The organism is Streptomyces sp. NPDC102270, from assembly GCF_044766405.1.
GTDB lineage: Bacteria > Actinomycetota > Actinomycetes > Streptomycetales > Streptomycetaceae > Streptomyces.
Map to the genome: position 1 here is coordinate 137,545 of NZ_JBIWLX010000019.1, position 18,593 is coordinate 156,137.

The following is an 18,593-nucleotide window of genomic DNA, read 5'->3' on the forward strand; positions in this document are numbered from 1 at the left end:
GCCGGGATGGCGACTTGCCAAACCCTTTGCGGGGCGGATCGGGACGCGGCACCGCCCGCAAGGAGACGTCGATCACTGATCCCGGCCCTGGTCAGCGCGATCTACTCGTGGGTAACCTCGCGGACATGAGCGCAGACCAGATGTCCGTCGGTGAGATGCTCGCCGTCACCGTGCCCATGGTCCGGACCCTGAACCTCGAGTTCCTGGAGACCGGCCCGGAGAAGGTCGTGGTCGCCCTGCCCGACCAGGGGGAGTTCCACAACCACGTGGGCGGACCGCACGCCGGGGCGATGTTCACGCTCGGCGAGTCGGCCAGTGGGGCGGTCGTCCTGGCCGCGTTCGGCGACCAGCTCTCGCGCGCGGTACCGCTCGCCGTCCACGCGGAGATCGCCTACCGCAAGCTCGCGATGGGCCCGGTGACCGCCACGGCGACCCTGGGCCGCCCGGCCTCCGACATCGTCGCCCAGCTCGATGCGGGCGAGCGCCCCGAGTTCCCGGTCACCATCGAGATCCGCCGCGCGGACGGGGCGGTCACGGGTGAGATGACGGTGGTGTGGACACTGCGGCCCAACAGCTGAGTTCGGGGACTCGCCAGGCGTGGCCAGGGGCTCGGGAGGGTGCGGCCGGGGTTGGGTCCTGCCTCGCCCTGCCTCCCTCGCTCAAGCCGCCCACCGTCGCCCCCGTCCGACCTCTTCTCCGCGCTCCAGCTCCGCCACGAACCCCTTGAGCCAGTCGATGAACTCCGGGCCCAGGTCGGTGCGGGTGCAGGCCAGGCGGACCACCGTGCGGAGGTAGTCCGCCCTGTCGCCGGTGTCGTAGCGGAGGCCGTCGAAGACGACGCCGTGGACCGTGCCGTCGGTCGCGAGGGTGTGGAGGGCGTCGGTGAGCTGGATCTCGCCGCCGCGGCCCGGCGGGGTGCGGTCCAGGACGCCGAAGACCGCGGGGTCGAGGACATAGCGGCCGATGACCGCGTAGGCGCTGGGGGCGTTCTCGGGGGAGGGCTTCTCCACGAGGCCGGTCACCCGGACCACGCCCTCCTCCTCCGTCGGCTCCACCGCCGCGCAGCCGTAGAGGTGGATCTGCTCGCGCGGCACCTCCATGAGGGCGACCACGCTCCCGGCGTACCGTTCGCGGACGTCGAGCATCGTGCTGAGCAGGGTCTCGCGCGGGTCGATCAGGTCGTCGCCGAGCAGGACGGCGAACGGCTGGTCGCCGACGTGGCGGCGCGCGCACAGCACCGCGTGGCCGAGACCGAGCGGCTCGCCCTGACGGATGTGGTGGATGTCGGCCAGGCGCGCGGGATCGCGCACGGCGTCGAGCCGTACCGAGTCACCCTTGGCCGCGAGGGCCTGCTCCAGCTCGAAGGCGCTGTCGAAGTGGTCCTCGATGGCCCGCTTGTGGCGGCCGGTGACCATCAGGATGTCCTCGAGCCCGGCCGCGGCGGCCTCCTCGACGACGTACTGGATGGCCGGCTTGTCGACGACCGGGAGCATCTCCTTCGGCGTCGCCTTGGTCGCCGGCAGGAACCGGGTGCCGAGCCCGGCGGCCGGGACGACCGCCTTGCGGACCGTGCGGGCGGGGGCGGTGGTGTCGGTCGTGTGGGGAACGATCATGCGGGTCATGCTGCGTCAGCGAGATGAGAGCACACCGTAAGACGCCTGGGAGCCCGCTGTGGACCCGGCCGGGAGCGGGAGATTTCGTCGGCCGAGCATCCGGCTGCGCGGAGAACTCCGCGCACCCCCGCCCCGTATATTTCGAATAAGGGTGCGGCTACCGTCGGTAACATTTCTGAACTCGCTTCTTTTTGAACATGGGTCACTCCACGTTCTTGTTTGCTGTACGTAAATTGTGCGAAGGTGATCGCCCCCCCCGAAGACCGGGTCACATCTGACGCGGCATAGGTATGCACCAATCAGGCGCCTGCTTTCCGAGGACCCGCATATTCCATGCGGTCCTGCGGCTTGGAAGGAATTGGTCCCGTGCAATCCGCTTACCCCCCACGACCCCCTTACCCCCCACGCCCCGGATCGAGTCCGGCGGAGTCCGACCGCGATCTCCTGGCCCGGCTGGGAGGGAACAGCGTGGACGCCCATGCCGTCGCGCTGCTGATGGCGCGACACTGGCAGGCGACCTACGAGTACTCGGTCATCTGCCTCGCCTCCTGGTCGGGTTCGGCCTCGATGGCGGCCGCGGCCGCTTTTCATCGCGTGCTCGACCGAGCGGGTGACGGTGCACTGCGGCCCCAACTTCTCGTCGCGGTGAGGGAGTTCGTCAAGGAGTGGGCCGCGGACGACGAAATATCCGCCGTGCTGCCGGAACTTCGCAAGACGATCGGTGGCCGTGGTCTCCGTGCGGCGAGGTCCGTCACCCCCGAAAGGCGATTGCTCGCCGAGCGCGCATTCCGGGCACTTCCCGGTGCTTCCCAATGCCTGTTGTGGCATGCCGAGGTCGAGGCCGAACCCATATCTGTACCGGCCGGTCTACTGGGTGTGGACGCGTCCCGGGCGGCGACCGCTCTCGAGCAGGCGCGCGAGCAATTCCGAACCGGGTGCGTCCGTGCCCACCGGGAACTGGCGCCCACCAGTGAATGCCGTTTCTACAACCGACTCCTGGATGTCCCGATTCGTCGCGGCGGGGGGCTTCTGCCCGATGTCCGCAAACATCTGACGGAATGCCGGTACTGCCGTCACGCCGCCGAACAGCTCAGCCATTTCGAGGGCGGTCTCGAGGTGCTGCTCGCCGAGACGGTCCTCGGCTGGGGCGCCCACCGCTATCTCGACTCCCGGCCCGCGCGTGCCGCCGAGCGTCCGGCCGCCGCTGCCTCGCCCGGCACGGCCCGTACGAAGCCCGGCGGGCGCCATCGCCCCGTCCCGGCAGGCCTGCGCGCCGAGCCGCGCAAGAGCGCCCGGGCCGTTCTCGTGGGCGCCGGTCTGACCTCCCTGGCCCTGCTCGCGACGGTGCTGGTCACCAAGGGCTGGTCCGACGACGGCGGTGTTCCCACGACCGGCGTCACCTGGGGCGCGGTGAGCGGCAACACCGTGCTGCCGAGCCCGTCGGCGGCCTCGCAGAGCGTCGGATCCCCGTCCACGGCCTCCATGAGCAACCCCGTAGCGGTGGGCCACGGCAGGCTCCGCAACGCCGACGCCGGCCTGTGCCTCGACACCCACGACGCGCGGATCGCGAACGGTACGAAGGCCGTGCTGGCCCAGTGCTCCTCCGCCGGGTCCCAGCAGTGGACGTACCAGGAGGACGGACTGCTGCGCAGCGCGGCCGACCCCGGGCTCTGCCTCGACTCGGACGCCGAGAAGCGGTCGGTCGTGGTCGCCGACTGCCTGACCGGCACGGGAGAGGTCCGCTACGACCTCACCGTGCGCGGCGAACTGCTGCTGCGCCGCGGGAAGGGGCTCCTGGTCGCGCCCGGCAAGCCCGGCAAGGGGGAGGCCGTCGTGGTCGCCGAGCGGAGCGGCTCGAAGGGGCAGCGCTGGCTGCTGGAGTCCGCCGACGAGAGCGCACCCGCCCAGCAGGGCGCCGGGTCGCCGCAGGGCACCGAGTCGGTACGCCCCTCCGGGGGGCCCGGCGGGGGTCCGGGCGTACCTTCTCTCGCCCCGGCCTCGCCTCCCGGTTCCGACGCCGACCGTGACGGGAGTCCCGGCCGGTCGCCGGACCCGCAAGGAACCCCGCGTGCGAAGTACGGGACTCGGGTGGCCCAGGTCGACCACGGCGATGCCCAGCCGGCCGTTCCGCCGCTTCCGGCCGCGCCGGTCGAGCAGGCCGGATCGGCGGTGGGCGCGGTCGTGGACACCGCGACCTCGGTGACGGCACGGGGCGCATCGGCACTTGGCGTACTCGTCGCCGGTGTGGGGCGGGGCGTCGGCGGCTGAGCCGGTGATCCGGACGCCGGTTCTCGTGAACCGGTAGGCTGCCCCGGCGTGCGTCGGCAGTTGGCGCGCGCCGGGAACGCTACTCAGGAGGAACCGGCGTTGCACGTCCAGGAATGGCTCGACACCGTGCCCCCGGCCGCCGTCTACGCCCTGGTGGCCCTGGTCATCGGCCTGGAGAGCCTGGGCATTCCGCTGCCCGGCGAGATCATCCTGGTCTCCGCCGCGCTGCTGTCCTCGCAGCATGCGGGGATCAACCCCATCGTGCTCGGCGCGTGCGCCAGCGCCGGGGCGGTGATCGGTGACTCCATCGGCTATGCGATCGGACGCAAGGGCGGCCGGCCGTTGCTCACCTGGCTGGGCGACAGGTTCCCGAGACACTTCAGCGAGGGCCATGTCGCCACGGCGGAGCGGTCCTTCGAGAAGTGGGGCATGTGGGCGGTGTTCTTCGGCCGCTTCGTCGCACTGCTGAGGATCTTCGCCGGACCGCTCGCCGGTGTGCTGCGGATGCCGTACTGGAAGTTCCTGATCGCCAACGTGCTGGGCGGCATCGTCTGGGCGGGCGGTACGACGGCGGTCATCTACTACGTCGGGATCGTCGCCGAGTCCTGGCTGAAGAAGTTCTCCTGGCTCGGACTGGTGCTGGCCGTGCTGATCGGACTGACCTCGATGCTGGTGCTGAAGCGCAAGGCGAAGAGGGCGACGGCACAGATGCAGGCGGCCGAACCGGAGACCGTCCCGGCCGCCGACTGACCCTACGGTGCCTCGTGCACCTCGCTGTGGGCCTTGGACAGGTCCGCGTAGAGCGTTCCGTTCAGGGTGACCCCCTGACGCTCCTCCTCCGTCAGCTCCCGGCGCACCTTCGCCGGCACGCCCGCCACCAGCGAACCGGGCGGGACCTGCATCCCCTGCGGTACCAGTGCCTGGGCCGCCACCAGGGAACCCGCCCCGATCACCGCGCCGTTGAGCACCGTCGCGCCCATGCCGATCAGGCAGTCGTCCTCGACCGTCGCGCCGTGGACGACCGCGTTGTGCCCCACCGACACCCGCTCGCCGATCGTCACCGGGAACCCGGGGTCGGCGTGCAGGGTGCAGTTGTCCTGGATGTTGCTCTGGGCGCCGACTGAGATGCGTTCTACGTCGCCGCGGGCCACCGCGCCGTACCAGAGGCTCGCCCCCGCCTGGAGCGTCACGTCACCGATCACCGACGCGGTGGGCGCCACGAAGGCCTCCCCGTCGATCTTCGGTTCTCTTCCGCCGATGCCCGTGATCAACGCCCTGTGCGCCATTTCGCCTCCTGGTTCATGATGTCCCCGAACCGTACGCCACCCGGTGGGGCGTAGATCACAAGCCCTCGGGCTCATGCGGAGGGTGTGTGCTCAGTACGGTGAGGTCGTGCCGAAGAGTAAGAACACGTTCTCATCCTGGCGGGGCCGTCTCGTACAGCGTGCCGTCCACGTGGGCTGGGCCTGGGTGCAGCGCACGGGCTCCGTCACCGCCGAGCGCCCGGGGCGCTTCCGCTTCGGCGCGCTGGGGGCGCACACCCGGCTGGCGTTTCCGCTCGGCACGGTGTTCGGTGAGCCGTGGATCCACGTCGGTTCCCACTGCATCGTCGGCGAGCAGGTCACCCTGACCGCCGGCCTGATGCCCGACCTCGACCTCGGCCCCGAGCCCATCCTGCGCATCGGCGACGGGGTCGTGCTCGGGCGCGGCAGCCACGTCATCGCCGACACCACGGTCACCATCGGCAGCGACTGCTACTTCGGGCCGTACGTCTATGTCACGTCCACGAATCACTCCTACGACGATCCCCACGAGCCCATCGGCAAGCAGTGGCCGCGGATGGAGGCGGTGGAGATCGGGCCGGGGTGCTGGATCGGGACCGGGGCGGTGATCCTGCCGGGGGCGCGGATCGGACGGAACGTCGTGGTCGCCGCCGGGGCCGTGGTCCGGGGTGTGGTGCCGGACCACGCCGTGGTGGCGGGGGCGCCCGCCCGGGTCGTACGCCGATGGACCGCCGAGGACGGCTGGCAGCCACCGCTCAGGACCCCGGCCCCGGTGCCGATACCCGAGGGAGCCACGGCGGAACAGCTCAACGCCCTGGCCGGCCTGGACGAGGAGACAGCGGCGAAGCTCGCCGAACTGACCGAGGACGGGGCGGCGCGACTGGCGGGGCTGGACTGAGGGGGGCGTGCTCGGTCGGCTGTCGTGAGTAGGGGGCCAGGCTCCTGCCCGCCGTGGGGTCGGCGGGCAGGCGGGCGGCCGTGCCGGGGCGGCCTGTTGCGAGCAGCAGGGTGCCGGCCAGGGCCGCGCCCGTGCGCGCCGTAGGGGCATCGGGTGGGCGGGGCGGTTCGACGTGGTGCGCAGTCAGTCGGTTGCGAGGGGGCGGAGTGGTGCCGGCCAGGGCCTGGCCCGCGGCCGTCGTTGGGCCCGCCGTGGGGTCAACACGTGGGCGGCCCGTTGGGTGGACGTGGTGCCGGGTCGGTCTGTTGCGCAGAGCGGGGTGCTGACCAGGGTCGGGCCCGCGCGCGTAGGGGCATCGGGTGGGCGGGGCGGTTCGACGTGGTGCGAAGTGGGGCCGACCGTGGCCCGGCCCGCGGCCGTCGTTGGCCCCGCCGGGGGTCAGTAGACGCGGTGCCGGGTCAACCGGTCGCGAGGAGCAGGGTGCCGATCAGGGCCAGGCCTGCGCCTGCCGCCTGGAGGGTGCGGAGGCGTTCGCTGAGGAAGCCACGGGCGGCCAGGGCCGTGACCACCGGGTAGAGCGAGGCGAGGACGGCGGCCACGGTGACCGGGCCGTGCTGGGCGGCCACCGAATACGTGCCGTTCGCCGCCACGTCCGCGAGGCCGACGAAGGCGAGCGCGGGGAGGGACGGCCAGGGAAAGCCGGTGGCCGGGAGGGCGGGAGTGCCCCGTCGCACCGAGACGTACAGCGCGGCGCCCCCTGCCGCCACGCTGACCACGCGCTGCACGAACAGGGCCAGGAACAGGCCGGTCACGGTCGTGGACGCCTCCGCGATCAGGGCGAACACCGTGCCGAAGCCGAGTGCCGCGATCAGGGTGAGGACGATCGCCCGGCGTTGCACCGGGGCCCCGCGCAGCTGGGGGCCGCCCGCCAGGATCACTCCGGCGACGGCCACCGCGATGCCCGCGGCCTGCACCGGCCCGGGACGCTCGCCGAGGAGGAGACCGAGGCCGACCGGGACCGCCACGCTCAGCGTGCCCAGCGGGGAGACGACCCCCATCGGGCCCAGCGCGAGCGCCTTGTAGAAGCAGATCAGGGCGACCGGGCCGGCCAGCCCCGCGGCGAACGCGAACCACAGCCGGGGACCCGCCTCGCTCCAGCCGCCCGTCGCCACCACGATCGCCCCGAGCACTCCCGCCGCGATCGCCTGCGAGATCACCACCACCGTGAGCGCCGGGAGCCGCCGGGTCAGCACCCCGCCGCCGAAGTCGGCCAGGCCCCACAACAGGCTGGTGGCCAGGGCGAAGAATGCTGTCACGGCTCGCCTCGCAGTACAGTTCGGTGAACAATCGGGTACACCCCACCGTAGTTCATTCAGTTGCACTGTGTCATACACAATATTGGACGTGATGTGTCGGACCTCGACCTGCTGACCCAGTCCCTGGCGCGCAACGTCAAGCGCTGGCGGACCGAGCGCGGCTTCACCCTGGACGCCCTCGCCGCCCGGGCCGGGGTCAGCCGGGGCATGCTGATCCAGATCGAGCAGGCCCGCACCAACCCCAGCCTCGGCACGGTCGTGAAGATCGGCGACGCCCTCGGCATCAGCATCACCACGCTCCTCGACTACGAGCAGGGCCCGAAGGTGCGGATCGTCCCGCCCGAGCAGGTGGTGCGGCTGTGGAGCACGGACGCGGGCAGCTGGAGCCGGCTGCTCGCGGGCGCGGACGCCCCCGGCCCGCTGGAGATGTGGCAGTGGCGGATGATGCCGGGCGAGAGCAGCAGGTCGGATCCGCACCCCGCCGGGACGGTCGAGATCCTGCATGTCACGGAGGGCGAGATGACCCTGACCGTCGACGGCGTCGAGCACCGGATCCCCGTCGGGGCGAGCGTCACCTTCGAGGCCAACGCCGAGCACGTGTACGCCAATCAGGGCGACGTGCCCGCACAGTGGATGCTGGCGGTCTCGGTACCGGGCGTGTCCTGAGCGGCTGTTAGCGTGCCGTCATGGACGCACCCATCGGACACTTCGACCACGCCACCCCCGCCCCCGCCGCCCTCGACGAGCTGATCCGCCCGGTCGCCGACGCCGTACGCCACTGGAGCGGCAGCGTCCCCGCCGAGCAGCTCGTGTACGTCGACACCGACCCGCAGTGGGCCGACACCGCGGTCTTCGTGGAGCACTACGGCCTGGAACTCCTGGAGCAGTCGGCGAACTGTGTGGTGGTGGCCGGCAAGCGCGGCGGCGAGTCCACCCTCGCCGCGTGCGTGGTGCTGTCCACCACCCGGGTCGACGTCAACGGGGCCGTCCGCCGCCAACTCGGTGCCCGCAAGGCGTCGTTCGCCTCGATGGACACGGCGACGGGGGAGACCGGGATGGAGTACGGCGGCATCACCCCGGTCGGACTCCCCGCCGGCTGGCCGCTGTTGATCGACTCGGCGGTGGTCGACCTGCCGTACGTCCTGGTCGGCAGCGGGCGTCGGCGCGGGAAGCTGCTCGTGCCGGGCAAGGCGTTCGCGGAGCTCCCGGGAGCCGTGGTGCTGGAGGGGCTCGGCGTCGCCTGACCTCAGGCCGGAGCGGCGTGGTGGGCGAGGGCGTGATGTGGGTCCGCCTCGCCCGGGGCCGGGTCCGGATCGGCGTGCACCAGGGCTGCAGTGAGGCGGGGCACCGCGTGCAGCAGGGCGTGCTCGGCCGCCACGGCGACCGCGTGCGACTGACGTACCGTCATCTCCCCGTCCACCACGACCGCCACCTCCGCGCGCAGCCGGTGCCCGATCCAGCGCAGCCGCAACTCGCCCACTCCGCGCACCCCTTCGACCTCCCGGAGCGCGCCCTCGGCCCGGTCCACGAGATCCGGGTCGACGGCGTCGAGCACCCGCCGGAACACCTCGCGCGCCGCGTCCCGCAGGACCAGCGCGATCGCGGCCGTGATCACCAACCCCACGATCGGGTCGGCGAGTTGCCGGCCGAGGGCCGAGCCGCCGGCCCCGACGAGCACGGCCAGTGAGGTGAACCCGTCGGTGCGGGCGTGCAGTCCGTCCGCCACCAGCGCCGCCGAGCCGATGTCCCGGCCCACCCGGATGCGGTAGCGGGCGACCCACTCGTTGCCCGCGAAGCCCACCAGCGCGGCTGCGGCGACCGCCGGGACGTGCGCCACCGGGCGCGGATCGAGCAGCCGGTCGATCGCCACCCACCCCGCGAAGGCCGCGCTCGCGGCGATCGTCAGCACGATCACGATGCCAGCGAGATCCTCGGCTCGTCCGTAGCCGTACGTGAAACGGCGGGTGGCCGCACGTCGGCCCAGCACGAAGGCGATGCCCAGCGGTACGGCGGTCAGCGCGTCCGCAGCGTTGTGCACCGTGTCGCCGAGCAGCGCGACGGACCCGGACACGGCCACGACGGCCGCCTGTGCCAGGGCCGTGACTCCCAGCACCGCCAGCGAGACCCACAGGGCGCGCATGCCGCGGGCGGAGGACTCCAGGGCGGAGTCGAGCTTGTCGGCGCTCTCGTGGGAGTGGGGGGTGAGGAGGTGGGCGAGGCGGTGGCGGGGACCGCGCCGGTGTTCATGGGCGTGGTGATGGTGATGCCCGTGGTCGTGGTCGCTCACGTGGTGCCCCTTCCGATGTGCGCCGGTGGTGGACTTGCCGCGCCCACGGAGCCATTATGTGCGTATGAGCGCACGCATGCACCTATCAACTGCACATGATGCGCACCCGCGCACCCCCGGCGAGGAGCAGTTCGCGCTCGCCGCCGAGATCCTCGCCCTGCTCGGTGACCGCACCCGCCTCACCCTGCTGCACGCCCTGACCGGGGGAGAGGCCGACGTCACGACGCTCACGGAGGCGTGCGGGGCGGCCCGGCCCGCCGTCAGTCAGCACCTGGCGCGGCTCAGGCTGGCGGGGCTGGTGAACACGCGGAAGGAGGGGCGCCGGGTGATCTACACCCTGCGCGACGGCCATCTGCGCCGGCTCGTCGACGAGGCCCTGAACGTGGCGGACCACCGGCTCAGCGACCGGCCGGTGCACGACTGAGAGATCAGTACGCGGCCGCCGTACCGAGGTACTGCTCCGCGAAGGCGGCGGCCGCCGCGGGTGAGGTGAACAGGCGGCGGAGGCGGGCGAAGGTGGTGCCCGCGCGGTACTCGTCGCCCGACGAGGTGCCGTGGTAGACCTCGGAGAGCCACTGGGAGAACTCCTGGTAGTCCCACACGCGCCGCAGACAGGCCTCCGAGTAGCCGTCGAGGCCGCTCCCGTCGCCCTTGCCGAGGTAGGCCACGAGCGCGTCGCCGAGCAGGAAGGCGTCGTGCAGGGCGAGGTTCATGCCCTTGGCCGCTATGGGCGCGGTGAGGTGGGCGGAGTCCCCCGCGAGGAAGAGGCGGCCGAACGCCATCGGCTCGACCACGTAGTTGTGCATGTCGAGGACGCGCTTCTCGATCAGCCGGCCCTCGGTGAGCGGCGGGGTGCCGTCCGAGCCCAGGCGCTGCTGGAGTTCGGTCCAGACGCGGTCGTGGGGCCAGTTCTCGGGGTCGTCGCCGGGCGGGCACTCCAGGTAGTAGCGGGTGACCTCGGGGCTGCGGGCCATGTGCCCGGCGAAACCGTTCGGGTGGATGCCGAACAGGACGCAGTCGGAGGACGGCGGCGCCTCGGCGAGCAGCGCCAGCCAGCCGATGCCGTAGTCGTGCCGGGCGATGTTCGTGGTCCCGGGCAGGACCGTGCGGGTCACTCCGCGGGCCCCGTCGCAGCCGGCCACGAACTCGCACGCGACCAGGTGTTGTTCACCCCTGTCGCCATCGGTGTACGACACGGACGGCCGGGGCGTCTCCAGGTCGTGCAGCTGGATGTCCTGCACGCCGAAGCGGATCTCGCCGCCGCGTACGTCGGCGTACTCGCGGACCAGGTCCGTGACCAGCAGGGGCTGCGGGTAGACGAAGTGGTGCTGTCCCGTCAGCTCGCCGTACGTGAAGCGGAAGCGCTCGCCGGCGAAGCGGAACTCGCACTCGGTGTGCAACTGGGCGCGCTCCAGCAGGGTGTCGGCGAGACCGCGCCGCTGCAGACCCCGTACGGCCCACTCCTCGATGACGCCCGCGCGCGGCCGCTGCTCGATGAACGCGCGGGTCTCCACCTCCAGGACGAGGCAGTCCACGCCCGCGGCCCGCAGGATGTTGCCGGTCGTCAGCCCGGCCGGCCCGGCACCGACTATCACGACGGGAAAGCGTTGTGGCGGACCGGAGTTGGGGTGTGAGGTCACCCGGTCATTATGTCGGCGCCCCGGCGCGGGCGAGGAGGGGTGCCGGGTGCCTCCACACGCGGGGCTCAGCCCAGGCGGGGGATCTCGATCGCCGGGCACCTGTCCATGACCATGTCGAGGCCGGCGGCGCGGGTGCGGTCGTAGGCTGCCTCGTCGATGACGTCCAGCTGGAACCACACGGCCTTCGCGCCCTTCGACACGGCCTCGTCGGCCACCGTTCCGGCGAGGTCGGCGTTCACGAACACGTCGACCACGTCCACGTCGAAGGGGATGTCCGCGAGGGAGGCGTATCCCCGCTCACCGTGCACGGTCTCCGCCTTGGGGTGGACGGGCACGATCCGCTTGCCGTAGCGCTGGAGGACCGCGGCGACGCCGTAGGCCGCGCGCCGCTGGTTCGACGACAGGCCCACGACGGCCCAGGTGTCGCCGAGTTCGGTGAGGATCTTGCGGATCGTCGCTGGGTCGCCGTACACGTCGGATCTCCTGGAGAAGGGGGAACTGTGCCATGGGAGGCAACACCGGCCGCCGGCCGGGTCTTCCCGGTCGGGGCCCCTACTCCACCGTCGGCGCCGGTGGGTCCGATTCCGTAACCGTGTCCGGAATACCGGCCAGTCACCTGCGCGCGGCCCGCCGCCCGCCTACGCTCGCCCCGTGCTGCGCATCACAGACGCCCGAACCGGCCGGCCCGTAGACGCCGTCCCCGCCCGCAGGGGCTTGACCCGAGTCGAAGCCCATGTGCCGGGCCACGACGCCTCCGCCCTCCGCATCCTGCTCGTCGCCGATCTCCTCGTCCGGGCCCTGGAAATCGGCGGGACGCCCGTGTGGGCGCTGCTCACCGGCGACCGCGGACAGGCGGAGCTGCAGGCGGGCGCCGCCGCCCTGGGCATCCGGCCCTTCGAGGACCGCCGGGACGTCGGTCCCGGCTGGGGAGAGTCCCAGGCCGTCCATGTGGTGGGGGAGGGCGGTGCGGCTCCGGACGGGGTCCGGATCACCGTCGCGCCCGTCGAGACGCCGGACGTCCCGCCCGGCGCCGACCCCGCCGAGGTCCGCCTCGCCCTGCTCACTCCGCCCCGGAGCGCGCCCGCACGGCTCGACGAGGCGGCCCTGTCCGAGGCCCGCGGCATCCTCCTGCGCTGGCGCCGGGCCGTCGCCGCCTGGGCCCGGCAACCGTCCCGGCCCGTCCCCGACGAGGTGCGCGGACGGCTCCGCACCGCCTGGGAGGACGACCTGGACGTACCCGAGGTGCTGCGCGTGCTGCGCTGGGTCGAGGAGTCGGAGCTGCCGGAGGGCGCCCGCTTCGAGACCTACGCCTACGCGGACCGGCTGCTCGGTCTCGAGCTCACCCGTGACCTGGGGTCACCGGCATGACCGAGCGCACCGGAGCGGGGCCGCCACGCCGTCTGGTCGTGCTGCGACACGCCAAGTCCGCCTGGCCCGAGGGCGTCGCCGACCACGAACGCCCCCTCGGGCCCCGCGGCCGCCGGGACGCGCCGGAGGCGGGCCGCGCTCTCGCCGCCTCCGGCCTGCTGCCCGACCTCGTCCTGTGCTCCACCGCCGTACGCGCCCGCCACACCTGGGAGCTGGCGTCCGCCCAGTGGGACACTCCACCGCCGGTACGGCTCGACGCCGAGCTGTACGGAGCCGACGTACCGGAGCTGCTGGCCGCCGTGCACGGGACGCCTCCCGAGGTCGCGACCCTGCTCCTCGTCGGACACAACCCCGGCCTGGAGGACCTGGTCCTCACCCTGGCCGGGGACAGCGTCGACGACGCGCTGGACGAGGTACGGGTGAAGTTCCCGACCTCGGCGATCGCGGTGCTGGCCTGGCACGGCACGTCCTGGCGGGCCCTGGAGCCGGGGACGGCACTGCTCACGTCCGTCATGGTGCCGCGGGGGAGGATGCGATGAGCCGGCCCGCCGGGACGTGCTCACCGACGGATTAGGCTGACCGGATGCAGGACGAGTACCGCACAGTGGCCCGCGCGGGCGTGCACGAGACCGAGGTCAACCGCTCGCGCTTCCTGTGCGCCCTCGCCCCGGCGGCCACCGAGCAGGAGGCCCAGGACTTCGTCGCCTCCGTCCGCAAGGCGCACGCCGACGCCAGCCACAACTGCTACGCGTACGTCATCGGCGCCGACGCCGCGATCCAGAAGGCGAGCGACGACGGCGAACCCGGCGGCACCGCGGGCGTCCCCATGCTCCAGATGCTGCTGCGCCGCGACATGCGGTACGTCGTCGCCGTCGTCACCCGCTACTACGGCGGCGTCAAGCTCGGCGCGGGCGGGCTGATCAGGGCGTACGGCGGTGCGGTCGGTGAGGCCCTGGACGCCGTGGGCACCCTCACCCGCCGCCGGTTCCGCCTCGCCACGGTGACCGTCAACCACCAGCGCGCGGGCAAGGTGCAGAACGACCTGCGCTCGACCGGACGCGAGGTGCGGGACGTGCGGTACGGCGAGGCGGTCACGATCGAGATCGGCCTGCCGGACGCGGACGTGGAGGCGTTCCGGGGATGGCTGGCGGACGTGACCGCGGGGGCGGCCGGGTTCGCGCTCGGGGGAGAGGCGTACGGAGACGCCTAGTTGCGCTTTTCGGGCATAACGGCCTTTTCTGTCTCCGGTCATGACGGGTCGATACGGGAGTGACCGCCCGTGATGTCAGACCCGGCCGTTAGGGTCGGGGATCATGAGACTGCTGCACACTTCCGACTGGCATCTCGGCCGGGCGTTCCACCGGGTCAACATGCTCGGGGCCCAGGCCGAGTTCATCGGTCACCTCGTCACGACCGTGCGGGAGCACGGGGTGGACGCGGTGCTCGTGTCGGGAGACGTGTACGACCGCGCGGTGCCCCCGCTCGCCGCGGTCGAGCTGTTCGACGACGCCCTGCACCGGCTCGCCGGGCTCGGCGTGCCGACCGTGATGATCTCCGGGAACCACGACTCCGCCCGCCGCCTGGGTGTCGGCGCGGGACTCATCGGGCGCGCCGGCATCCATCTGCGGACCGAGCCGGCGGCCTGCGGGACCCCCGTGGTCCTCTCCGACCCCCACGGTGACGTCGCTTTCTACGGCCTGCCCTACCTCGAACCCGCCCTGGTGAAGGACGAGTTCGGGGTGAAGAAGGTGGGCCACGAGGTCGTGCTCGCCGCCGCCATGGACCGGGTCCGCGCCGACCTCGCGACACGCGCGCGGGGGACGCGGTCCGTCGTCCTCGCCCATGCCTTCGTCACCGGCGGCGAGGCCAGCGACAGTGAGCGGGACATCACCGTGGGGGGAGTGGCCGCCGTGCCCGCCGGTGTCTTCGACGGGGTCGACTACGCGGCCCTCGGGCATCTGCACGGCAGCCAGACCATCACCGAGCGCGTGCGCTACTCCGGCTCCCCGCTGCCGTACTCCTTCTCGGAGGCCGACCACCGCAAGAGCATGTGGCTGGTCGACCTGGACGCCGAGGGCGCGGTCACCGCCGAGCGCGTCGACTGCCCGGTGCCGCGGGCGCTGGCCCGGATCCGGGGGACGCTGGAGGAGTTGCTCGCCGATCCGCGGCTCGTGCCGCAGGAGGAGGCCTGGGTGGAGGCGACCCTCACCGACCCGGTCCGCCCGGCGGAACCCATGGCCCGGCTCTGTGAGCGCTTCCCGCACACGCTCAGCCTCGTGTTCGATCCCGAGCGGGCGCCGGACGACCCCGAGGTGTCGTACGCCCGGCGGCTGGCCGGCCGCAGCGACCAGGAGATCGCCGAGGACTTCGTGGCCCATGTGCGCGGTGCGGGTCCGGACGAGCGTGAACAGGCCGTGCTGCGGGACGCGTTCGACACCGTGCGCGCGGACGAGGCCGTGCGGGAGGTGGCGCGGTGAGGCTGCACCGGCTCGACATCACCGCCTTCGGACCGTTCGGCGGCTCACAGACGGTCGACTTCGACGAGCTGTCGGCGGCCGGACTGTTCCTGCTGCACGGTCCGACGGGCGCCGGAAAGACCTCCGTGCTCGACGCCGTCTGCTACGCGTTGTACGGCTCGGTGCCGGGCGCCCGGCAGAGCGGCCAGGGGACGGCGCTGCGCAGTGATCACGCGGCCGCGAGCACCCGCACCGAGATCCGCCTCGAACTCACCGTCGCCGAACGCCGCTTGGAGCTCACCCGCCAGCCGCCCTGGGAGCGCCCGAAGAAGCGCGGTACCGGCACGACGCTCGACAAGGCACAGAGCTGGCTGCGCGAGTACGACGCGGTCGCCGGGGCCTGGAAGGACCTCAGCCGGTCCCACCAGGAGATCGGTGAGGAGATCACCCAGCTGCTCGGCATGAGCCGCGAGCAGTTCTGCCAGGTCGTGCTGTTGCCCCAGGGCGACTTCGCGCGCTTCCTGCGGGCCGACGCCGAGGCCCGCGGCAAGCTGCTGGGACGGCTCTTCGACACCCACCGGTTCGCCGAGGTCGAGAAGCGGCTGGCCGAGCGACGCCGCGCGGCCGAGGCACAGGTGCGCGAGGGCGACGCCGCGCTGCTGGCCGACGCGCACCGCATGCAGCAGGCCGCCGGTGACGCCATGGAGCTGCCCGAGCTGGCGCCCGGCGAGCCGGGTCTCGCCGAGGCCGTCCTGAGCGCGGCCGCCGTCGCCCGCAGCACCGCCCGCGAACAGCTGACGATCGCCCACTGCCGGCTCGCTGCCGCCGAGTCCGCCCAGGCCGCCGCCGAGCGCGACCTGGCCGAGGTACGCGAAGTCGACCGGCTCCAGAGCCGGTTCGCCCAGGCACGCGAGCGGGCCGCGCTGCTCAAGGAGCGGGCCGACGGCTACCACCAGGCGCGGGCCCGGATGGAGCGGGCCCGCAAGGCGGAGGCGGTGGCGCCCGCACTGGAGCTGCGGGAGGCGGCCGAGGCCGAGCACCGGCGGGCGGTCGCGGCCGAGACACACGCGCGTGGGCTGCTGCCGGAGACCTACGCGGGGGCGGGCGCCGCCGGACTCGCCACCGCCGCACGCCGGGCGGCCGAGGAACTGGGCGGCCTGGACTCGGCCCGGCGCGCCGAGCAGCGGCTCGCCGACCTCGACGACGAGCGCGCCGGCCTGGACCGCCAGGAGCGCTCCGACGAGGGCGTCCTCCAGGAGGCCGAGGCCTGGCTGGCCGGGTGGGAGGAGACCCGCGCCGCCCTTCAGCACGCCGTCGAGTCCGCCCAGGAGGCGGCCACCCGCGCCGAACAGCTGGCCGTGCAGCGCGAGCCCGCCCGTAGACGACTCGCCGCCGCGCGCCAGCGCGACCAGTTCGCCCGGGACACCGACGACGCCCGGCAGCAGGTCGTCGAGGCGACGGACCGGGCCCTGAAAGCCCGCGCCGACTGGCTGGACGTGAAGGAACGCCGGCTGAACGGCATCGCCGCCGAGCTGGCCGCCCAGCTCACCGACGGCGAGCCCTGCGCGGTCTGCGGCGCGACCGAGCACCCCGCTCCCGCCCGCAAGGACGCCGGACACGTCGACCGGGAGACCGAGGAGCGCGCGCTCGCCACCTCGCAGCACGCCGACGAACAGCGGGCCGAGGCCGAGCGGCGACTCGCCTTCGTCCAGCGGGCACTGGCCGCCGCCCAGGGCGAGGCCGGCGACACCTCCACCGAGGAACTCGCCGTCCAGGCAGAGGACTTGGAGCGCGAGTACGGCCAGGTCCGCACCGCCGCCTCGGCGCTGCACACCGCGACGGAACAGCTGCGGCAGGCCGAGCGGGAGCGCGAACAGCGGCTGACCGCCCAGCAGGAGGCCGCCGTGCGCACCGCCTCCCGCGGCGCCCGCCGGGACGCCCTGGACCGGGAACGCACCACCCTGGAAGCGGAGTTGACCCAGGCGCGCGGTGCCGCCGACAGTGTGGCCGCCCGCGCCGCCCAACTGGAGCGGCAGGCCGCGCTGCTCACCGACGCCGCCGACACCGCGCGCGTCGCCGAGGACACCGCCCAGCGGCTCAAGGACGCCGACGCCCGGCTCGCCGACGCCGCCTTCCGGGCCGGCTTCGACACCCCACAGGCCGCGGCCGCCGCCCTCCTCGACGAGGCGGCCCACCGCGACCTCCAGCACCGGCTGGACGCCTGGCAGGCCGAGGAGGCCGCCGTACGGGCCGTACTCGCCGAGACCGACACCGCCGACGCCGCCCAGCAGCCGCCCGCCGACGTGGCGCGCGCGGAGCGGGCCGCCGCCGACGCGGGCCGCCGAGTCCGCGAGGCCGCCTCCGTGCGGGACGCGGCCGCCCGGCGCTGCGCCGAACTCGACCGACTCTCCGCCCGCTCGGCCACCGGCCTCGAACGGCTGGCACCGCTGCGCGAGGAGTACGACCGGGTGGCCCGCCTGTCCGCGCTCGCCGCCGGCACCTCGGCCGACAACGAACGCAAGATGCGGCTGGAGTCCTATGTGCTCGCGGCCCGTCTGGAGCAGGTGGCGGCCGCCGCGACCGCGCGTCTGCAACGGATGTCGTCCGGCCGCTACACCCTCGTCCACTCCGACGACCGCAGCGGCCGCGGTCGCAGCGGACTGGGACTGCACGTCGTCGACGCCTGGACCGGACGCGAGCGGGACACGGCCACCCTGTCGGGCGGTGAGACCTTCTTCGCCTCGCTCGCCCTGGCCCTCGGCCTCGCGGACGTCGTCACCGACGAGGCCGGCGGGGTCCGGCTCGACACCCTCTTCATCGACGAGGGCTTCGGCAGCCTCGACGACCAGACCCTGGACGAGGTCCTCGACGTCCTGGACTCATTGCGGGAACGCGACCGCAGCGTGGGCATCGTGAGCCATGTGGCCGACCTGCGCCGGCGGATCCACGCTCAGCTGGAGGTCGTGAAGGGGCGCGCGGGGTCGGTGCTGAAACAGCGGGGCGGAGGCTGACGTCAGCGCCCCAGGGGTCGCCGGGGGAGCGGGGAAGAGTACACGACGCTCGTGGTCACCGAGCCCAGCGTGCCGATCTTTCCCGACACCTCCTCCAGGTGCCGCATCGAGCGGGCGGCGACCTTGATGACGAAGCAGTCGTCGCCGGTCACGTGGTGCGCCTCCAGGATCTCGGGCGTCACGGCGACCAGATCGTGGAAGGGCTTGTAGTTGCCGTTGGGGTACCGGAGACGGACGAAGGCCAGGATCGGCAGGCCCAGCCGGTCGGGGTCCACGACGGCGGCATACCCCTGGATGACGCCCGCCTCCTCCAGCCGCCGCACCCGCTCGGTGACCGCGCTCGCGGACATCGAGACGGCACGGGCGAGCTCGGCGAAACTGGCCCGGCCCTCCCGCTGGAGGACGTCGAGGATGCGCCAGTCGGTGGCGTCCGGGGAATACACGGTCATGTCC

General features: G+C 73.0%; 19 protein-coding genes. 12 read left to right on the top strand and 7 right to left on the bottom strand.

What is annotated here, in order from left to right:
* The first annotated feature begins 140 nt into the window (after window positions 1-140).
* Window positions 141-578 carry a DUF4442 domain-containing protein gene (locus ACIRP7_RS34700; RefSeq protein WP_352387149.1) on the top strand — a complete coding sequence of 146 codons (438 nt, stop codon included), beginning with the start codon at window positions 141-143 and terminating at the stop codon, window positions 576-578.
* An 81-nt stretch (window positions 579-659) separates the two neighbouring features.
* Here the strand turns inward: ACIRP7_RS34700 and galU are convergent, their stop codons facing one another.
* Window positions 660-1,613, bottom strand: coding sequence for a UTP--glucose-1-phosphate uridylyltransferase GalU (galU, locus tag ACIRP7_RS34705; RefSeq protein ID WP_403667577.1), 954 nt, complete (start codon window positions 1,611-1,613; stop codon window positions 660-662).
* A 468-nt stretch (window positions 1,614-2,081) separates the two neighbouring features.
* Here galU and ACIRP7_RS34710 point away from each other — a divergent pair, with 468 nt between their 5' ends.
* Together ACIRP7_RS34710 and ACIRP7_RS34715 are read left to right on the top strand one after the other, a co-directional pair.
* Complete coding sequence (locus ACIRP7_RS34710) at window positions 2,082-3,881, top strand: RICIN domain-containing protein (protein ID WP_403667580.1); 1,800 nt, start codon at window positions 2,082-2,084, stop codon at window positions 3,879-3,881.
* Between the two features lie 99 nt (window positions 3,882-3,980).
* Window positions 3,981-4,631, top strand: a complete 651-nt coding sequence (locus ACIRP7_RS34715; RefSeq protein ID WP_403667583.1) for a DedA family protein — start codon at window positions 3,981-3,983, stop codon at window positions 4,629-4,631.
* Window positions 4,632-4,633: 2 nt separating this feature from the next.
* Here ACIRP7_RS34715 and ACIRP7_RS34720 read toward each other — a convergent pair whose 3' ends face one another.
* Window positions 4,634-5,167 carry a gamma carbonic anhydrase family protein gene (locus tag ACIRP7_RS34720; protein WP_403667586.1) on the bottom strand — a complete coding sequence of 178 codons (534 nt, stop codon included), beginning with the start codon at window positions 5,165-5,167 and terminating at the stop codon, window positions 4,634-4,636.
* A gap of 106 nt (window positions 5,168-5,273) precedes the next feature.
* Between ACIRP7_RS34720 and ACIRP7_RS34725 the strand changes: the two genes are divergently transcribed.
* Entirely contained in the window at window positions 5,274-6,062 is a 789-nt protein-coding gene (locus ACIRP7_RS34725; RefSeq protein WP_403667589.1) for an acyltransferase, read from the top strand.
* Between the two features lie 458 nt (window positions 6,063-6,520).
* Here the strand turns inward: ACIRP7_RS34725 and ACIRP7_RS34730 are convergent, their stop codons facing one another.
* Window positions 6,521-7,378 carry an EamA family transporter gene (locus tag ACIRP7_RS34730; protein WP_403667592.1) on the bottom strand — a complete coding sequence of 286 codons (858 nt, stop codon included), beginning with the start codon at window positions 7,376-7,378 and terminating at the stop codon, window positions 6,521-6,523.
* 93 nt (window positions 7,379-7,471) lie between these two features.
* Here ACIRP7_RS34730 and ACIRP7_RS34735 point away from each other — a divergent pair, with 93 nt between their 5' ends.
* Together ACIRP7_RS34735 and ACIRP7_RS34740 are read left to right on the top strand one after the other, a co-directional pair.
* Window positions 7,472-8,044 (top strand): helix-turn-helix domain-containing protein, encoded by a 573-nt coding sequence (locus ACIRP7_RS34735; protein ID WP_403667595.1) that lies wholly within the window; start codon window positions 7,472-7,474, stop codon window positions 8,042-8,044.
* 20 nt (window positions 8,045-8,064) lie between these two features.
* Window positions 8,065-8,622 (top strand): YbaK/EbsC family protein, encoded by a 558-nt coding sequence (locus ACIRP7_RS34740; protein ID WP_403667598.1) that lies wholly within the window; start codon window positions 8,065-8,067, stop codon window positions 8,620-8,622.
* Window positions 8,623-8,624: 2 nt separating this feature from the next.
* Here the strand turns inward: ACIRP7_RS34740 and ACIRP7_RS34745 are convergent, their stop codons facing one another.
* A complete protein-coding gene (locus ACIRP7_RS34745) occupies window positions 8,625-9,665 on the bottom strand; it encodes a cation diffusion facilitator family transporter (RefSeq protein ID WP_403667601.1) in 1,041 nt (346 codons plus the stop codon).
* 64 nt (window positions 9,666-9,729) lie between these two features.
* Between ACIRP7_RS34745 and ACIRP7_RS34750 the strand changes: the two genes are divergently transcribed.
* A complete protein-coding gene (locus ACIRP7_RS34750) occupies window positions 9,730-10,089 on the top strand; it encodes a metalloregulator ArsR/SmtB family transcription factor (protein ID WP_352387062.1) in 360 nt (119 codons plus the stop codon).
* A 4-nt stretch (window positions 10,090-10,093) separates the two neighbouring features.
* On the opposite strand, the gene ACIRP7_RS34755 is transcribed toward ACIRP7_RS34750, so the two are convergent.
* Both ACIRP7_RS34755 and ACIRP7_RS34760 read right to left on the bottom strand, forming a co-directional pair.
* Window positions 10,094-11,305: a 4-hydroxybenzoate 3-monooxygenase gene (locus tag ACIRP7_RS34755; RefSeq protein ID WP_403667605.1), complete on the bottom strand. Its 1,212-nt coding sequence runs from the start codon at window positions 11,303-11,305 to the stop codon at window positions 10,094-10,096.
* Between the two features lie 65 nt (window positions 11,306-11,370).
* Entirely contained in the window at window positions 11,371-11,778 is a 408-nt protein-coding gene (locus ACIRP7_RS34760) for a CoA-binding protein (protein ID WP_403667608.1), read from the bottom strand.
* A 178-nt stretch (window positions 11,779-11,956) separates the two neighbouring features.
* Here ACIRP7_RS34760 and ACIRP7_RS34765 point away from each other — a divergent pair, with 178 nt between their 5' ends.
* The 5 genes from ACIRP7_RS34765 (at window position 11,957) to ACIRP7_RS34785 (ending at window position 18,140) form a co-directional block, all read left to right on the top strand.
* A complete protein-coding gene (locus ACIRP7_RS34765) occupies window positions 11,957-12,673 on the top strand; it encodes a hypothetical protein (protein ID WP_403667610.1) in 717 nt (238 codons plus the stop codon).
* Entirely contained in the window at window positions 12,670-13,212 is a 543-nt protein-coding gene (locus ACIRP7_RS34770) for a SixA phosphatase family protein (protein WP_403667613.1), read from the top strand. The genes ACIRP7_RS34765 and ACIRP7_RS34770 overlap by 4 nt, the downstream gene beginning before the upstream one ends.
* A gap of 44 nt (window positions 13,213-13,256) precedes the next feature.
* Window positions 13,257-13,883, top strand: coding sequence for a YigZ family protein (locus tag ACIRP7_RS34775; protein ID WP_403667616.1), 627 nt, complete (start codon window positions 13,257-13,259; stop codon window positions 13,881-13,883).
* Between the two features lie 103 nt (window positions 13,884-13,986).
* Complete coding sequence (locus ACIRP7_RS34780) at window positions 13,987-15,150, top strand: exonuclease SbcCD subunit D (protein WP_403667619.1); 1,164 nt, start codon at window positions 13,987-13,989, stop codon at window positions 15,148-15,150.
* Window positions 15,147-18,140: an AAA family ATPase gene (locus ACIRP7_RS34785; protein WP_403667622.1), complete on the top strand. Its 2,994-nt coding sequence runs from the start codon at window positions 15,147-15,149 to the stop codon at window positions 18,138-18,140. Before ACIRP7_RS34780 ends, ACIRP7_RS34785 begins: the two co-directional genes overlap by 4 nt.
* Window positions 18,141-18,142: 2 nt before the next feature.
* Here ACIRP7_RS34785 and ACIRP7_RS34790 read toward each other — a convergent pair whose 3' ends face one another.
* Entirely contained in the window at window positions 18,143-18,589 is a 447-nt protein-coding gene (locus ACIRP7_RS34790) for an Lrp/AsnC family transcriptional regulator (RefSeq protein ID WP_352387048.1), read from the bottom strand.
* Window positions 18,590-18,593: the final 4 nt, after the last annotated feature.

Bases quoted from the DNA above. Each gene is read 5' to 3' on its own strand.
- ACIRP7_RS34700 (WP_352387149.1), top strand. From the start codon at position 141: ATGTCCGTCGGTGAGATGCTCGCCGTCACCGTGCCCATGGTCCGGACC.
- galU (WP_403667577.1), bottom strand. From the start codon at position 1,613: ATGATCGTTCCCCACACGACCGACACCACCGCCCCCGCCCGCACGGTC.
- ACIRP7_RS34720 (WP_403667586.1), bottom strand. From the start codon at position 5,167: ATGGCGCACAGGGCGTTGATCACGGGCATCGGCGGAAGAGAACCGAAG.
- ACIRP7_RS34740 (WP_403667598.1), top strand. From the start codon at position 8,065: ATGGACGCACCCATCGGACACTTCGACCACGCCACCCCCGCCCCCGCC.
- ACIRP7_RS34750 (WP_352387062.1), top strand. From the start codon at position 9,730: ATGAGCGCACGCATGCACCTATCAACTGCACATGATGCGCACCCGCGC.
- ACIRP7_RS34770 (WP_403667613.1), top strand. From the start codon at position 12,670: ATGACCGAGCGCACCGGAGCGGGGCCGCCACGCCGTCTGGTCGTGCTG.
- ACIRP7_RS34775 (WP_403667616.1), top strand. From the start codon at position 13,257: ATGCAGGACGAGTACCGCACAGTGGCCCGCGCGGGCGTGCACGAGACC.
- ACIRP7_RS34780 (WP_403667619.1), top strand. From the start codon at position 13,987: ATGAGACTGCTGCACACTTCCGACTGGCATCTCGGCCGGGCGTTCCAC.
- ACIRP7_RS34790 (WP_352387048.1), bottom strand. From the start codon at position 18,589: ATGACCGTGTATTCCCCGGACGCCACCGACTGGCGCATCCTCGACGTC.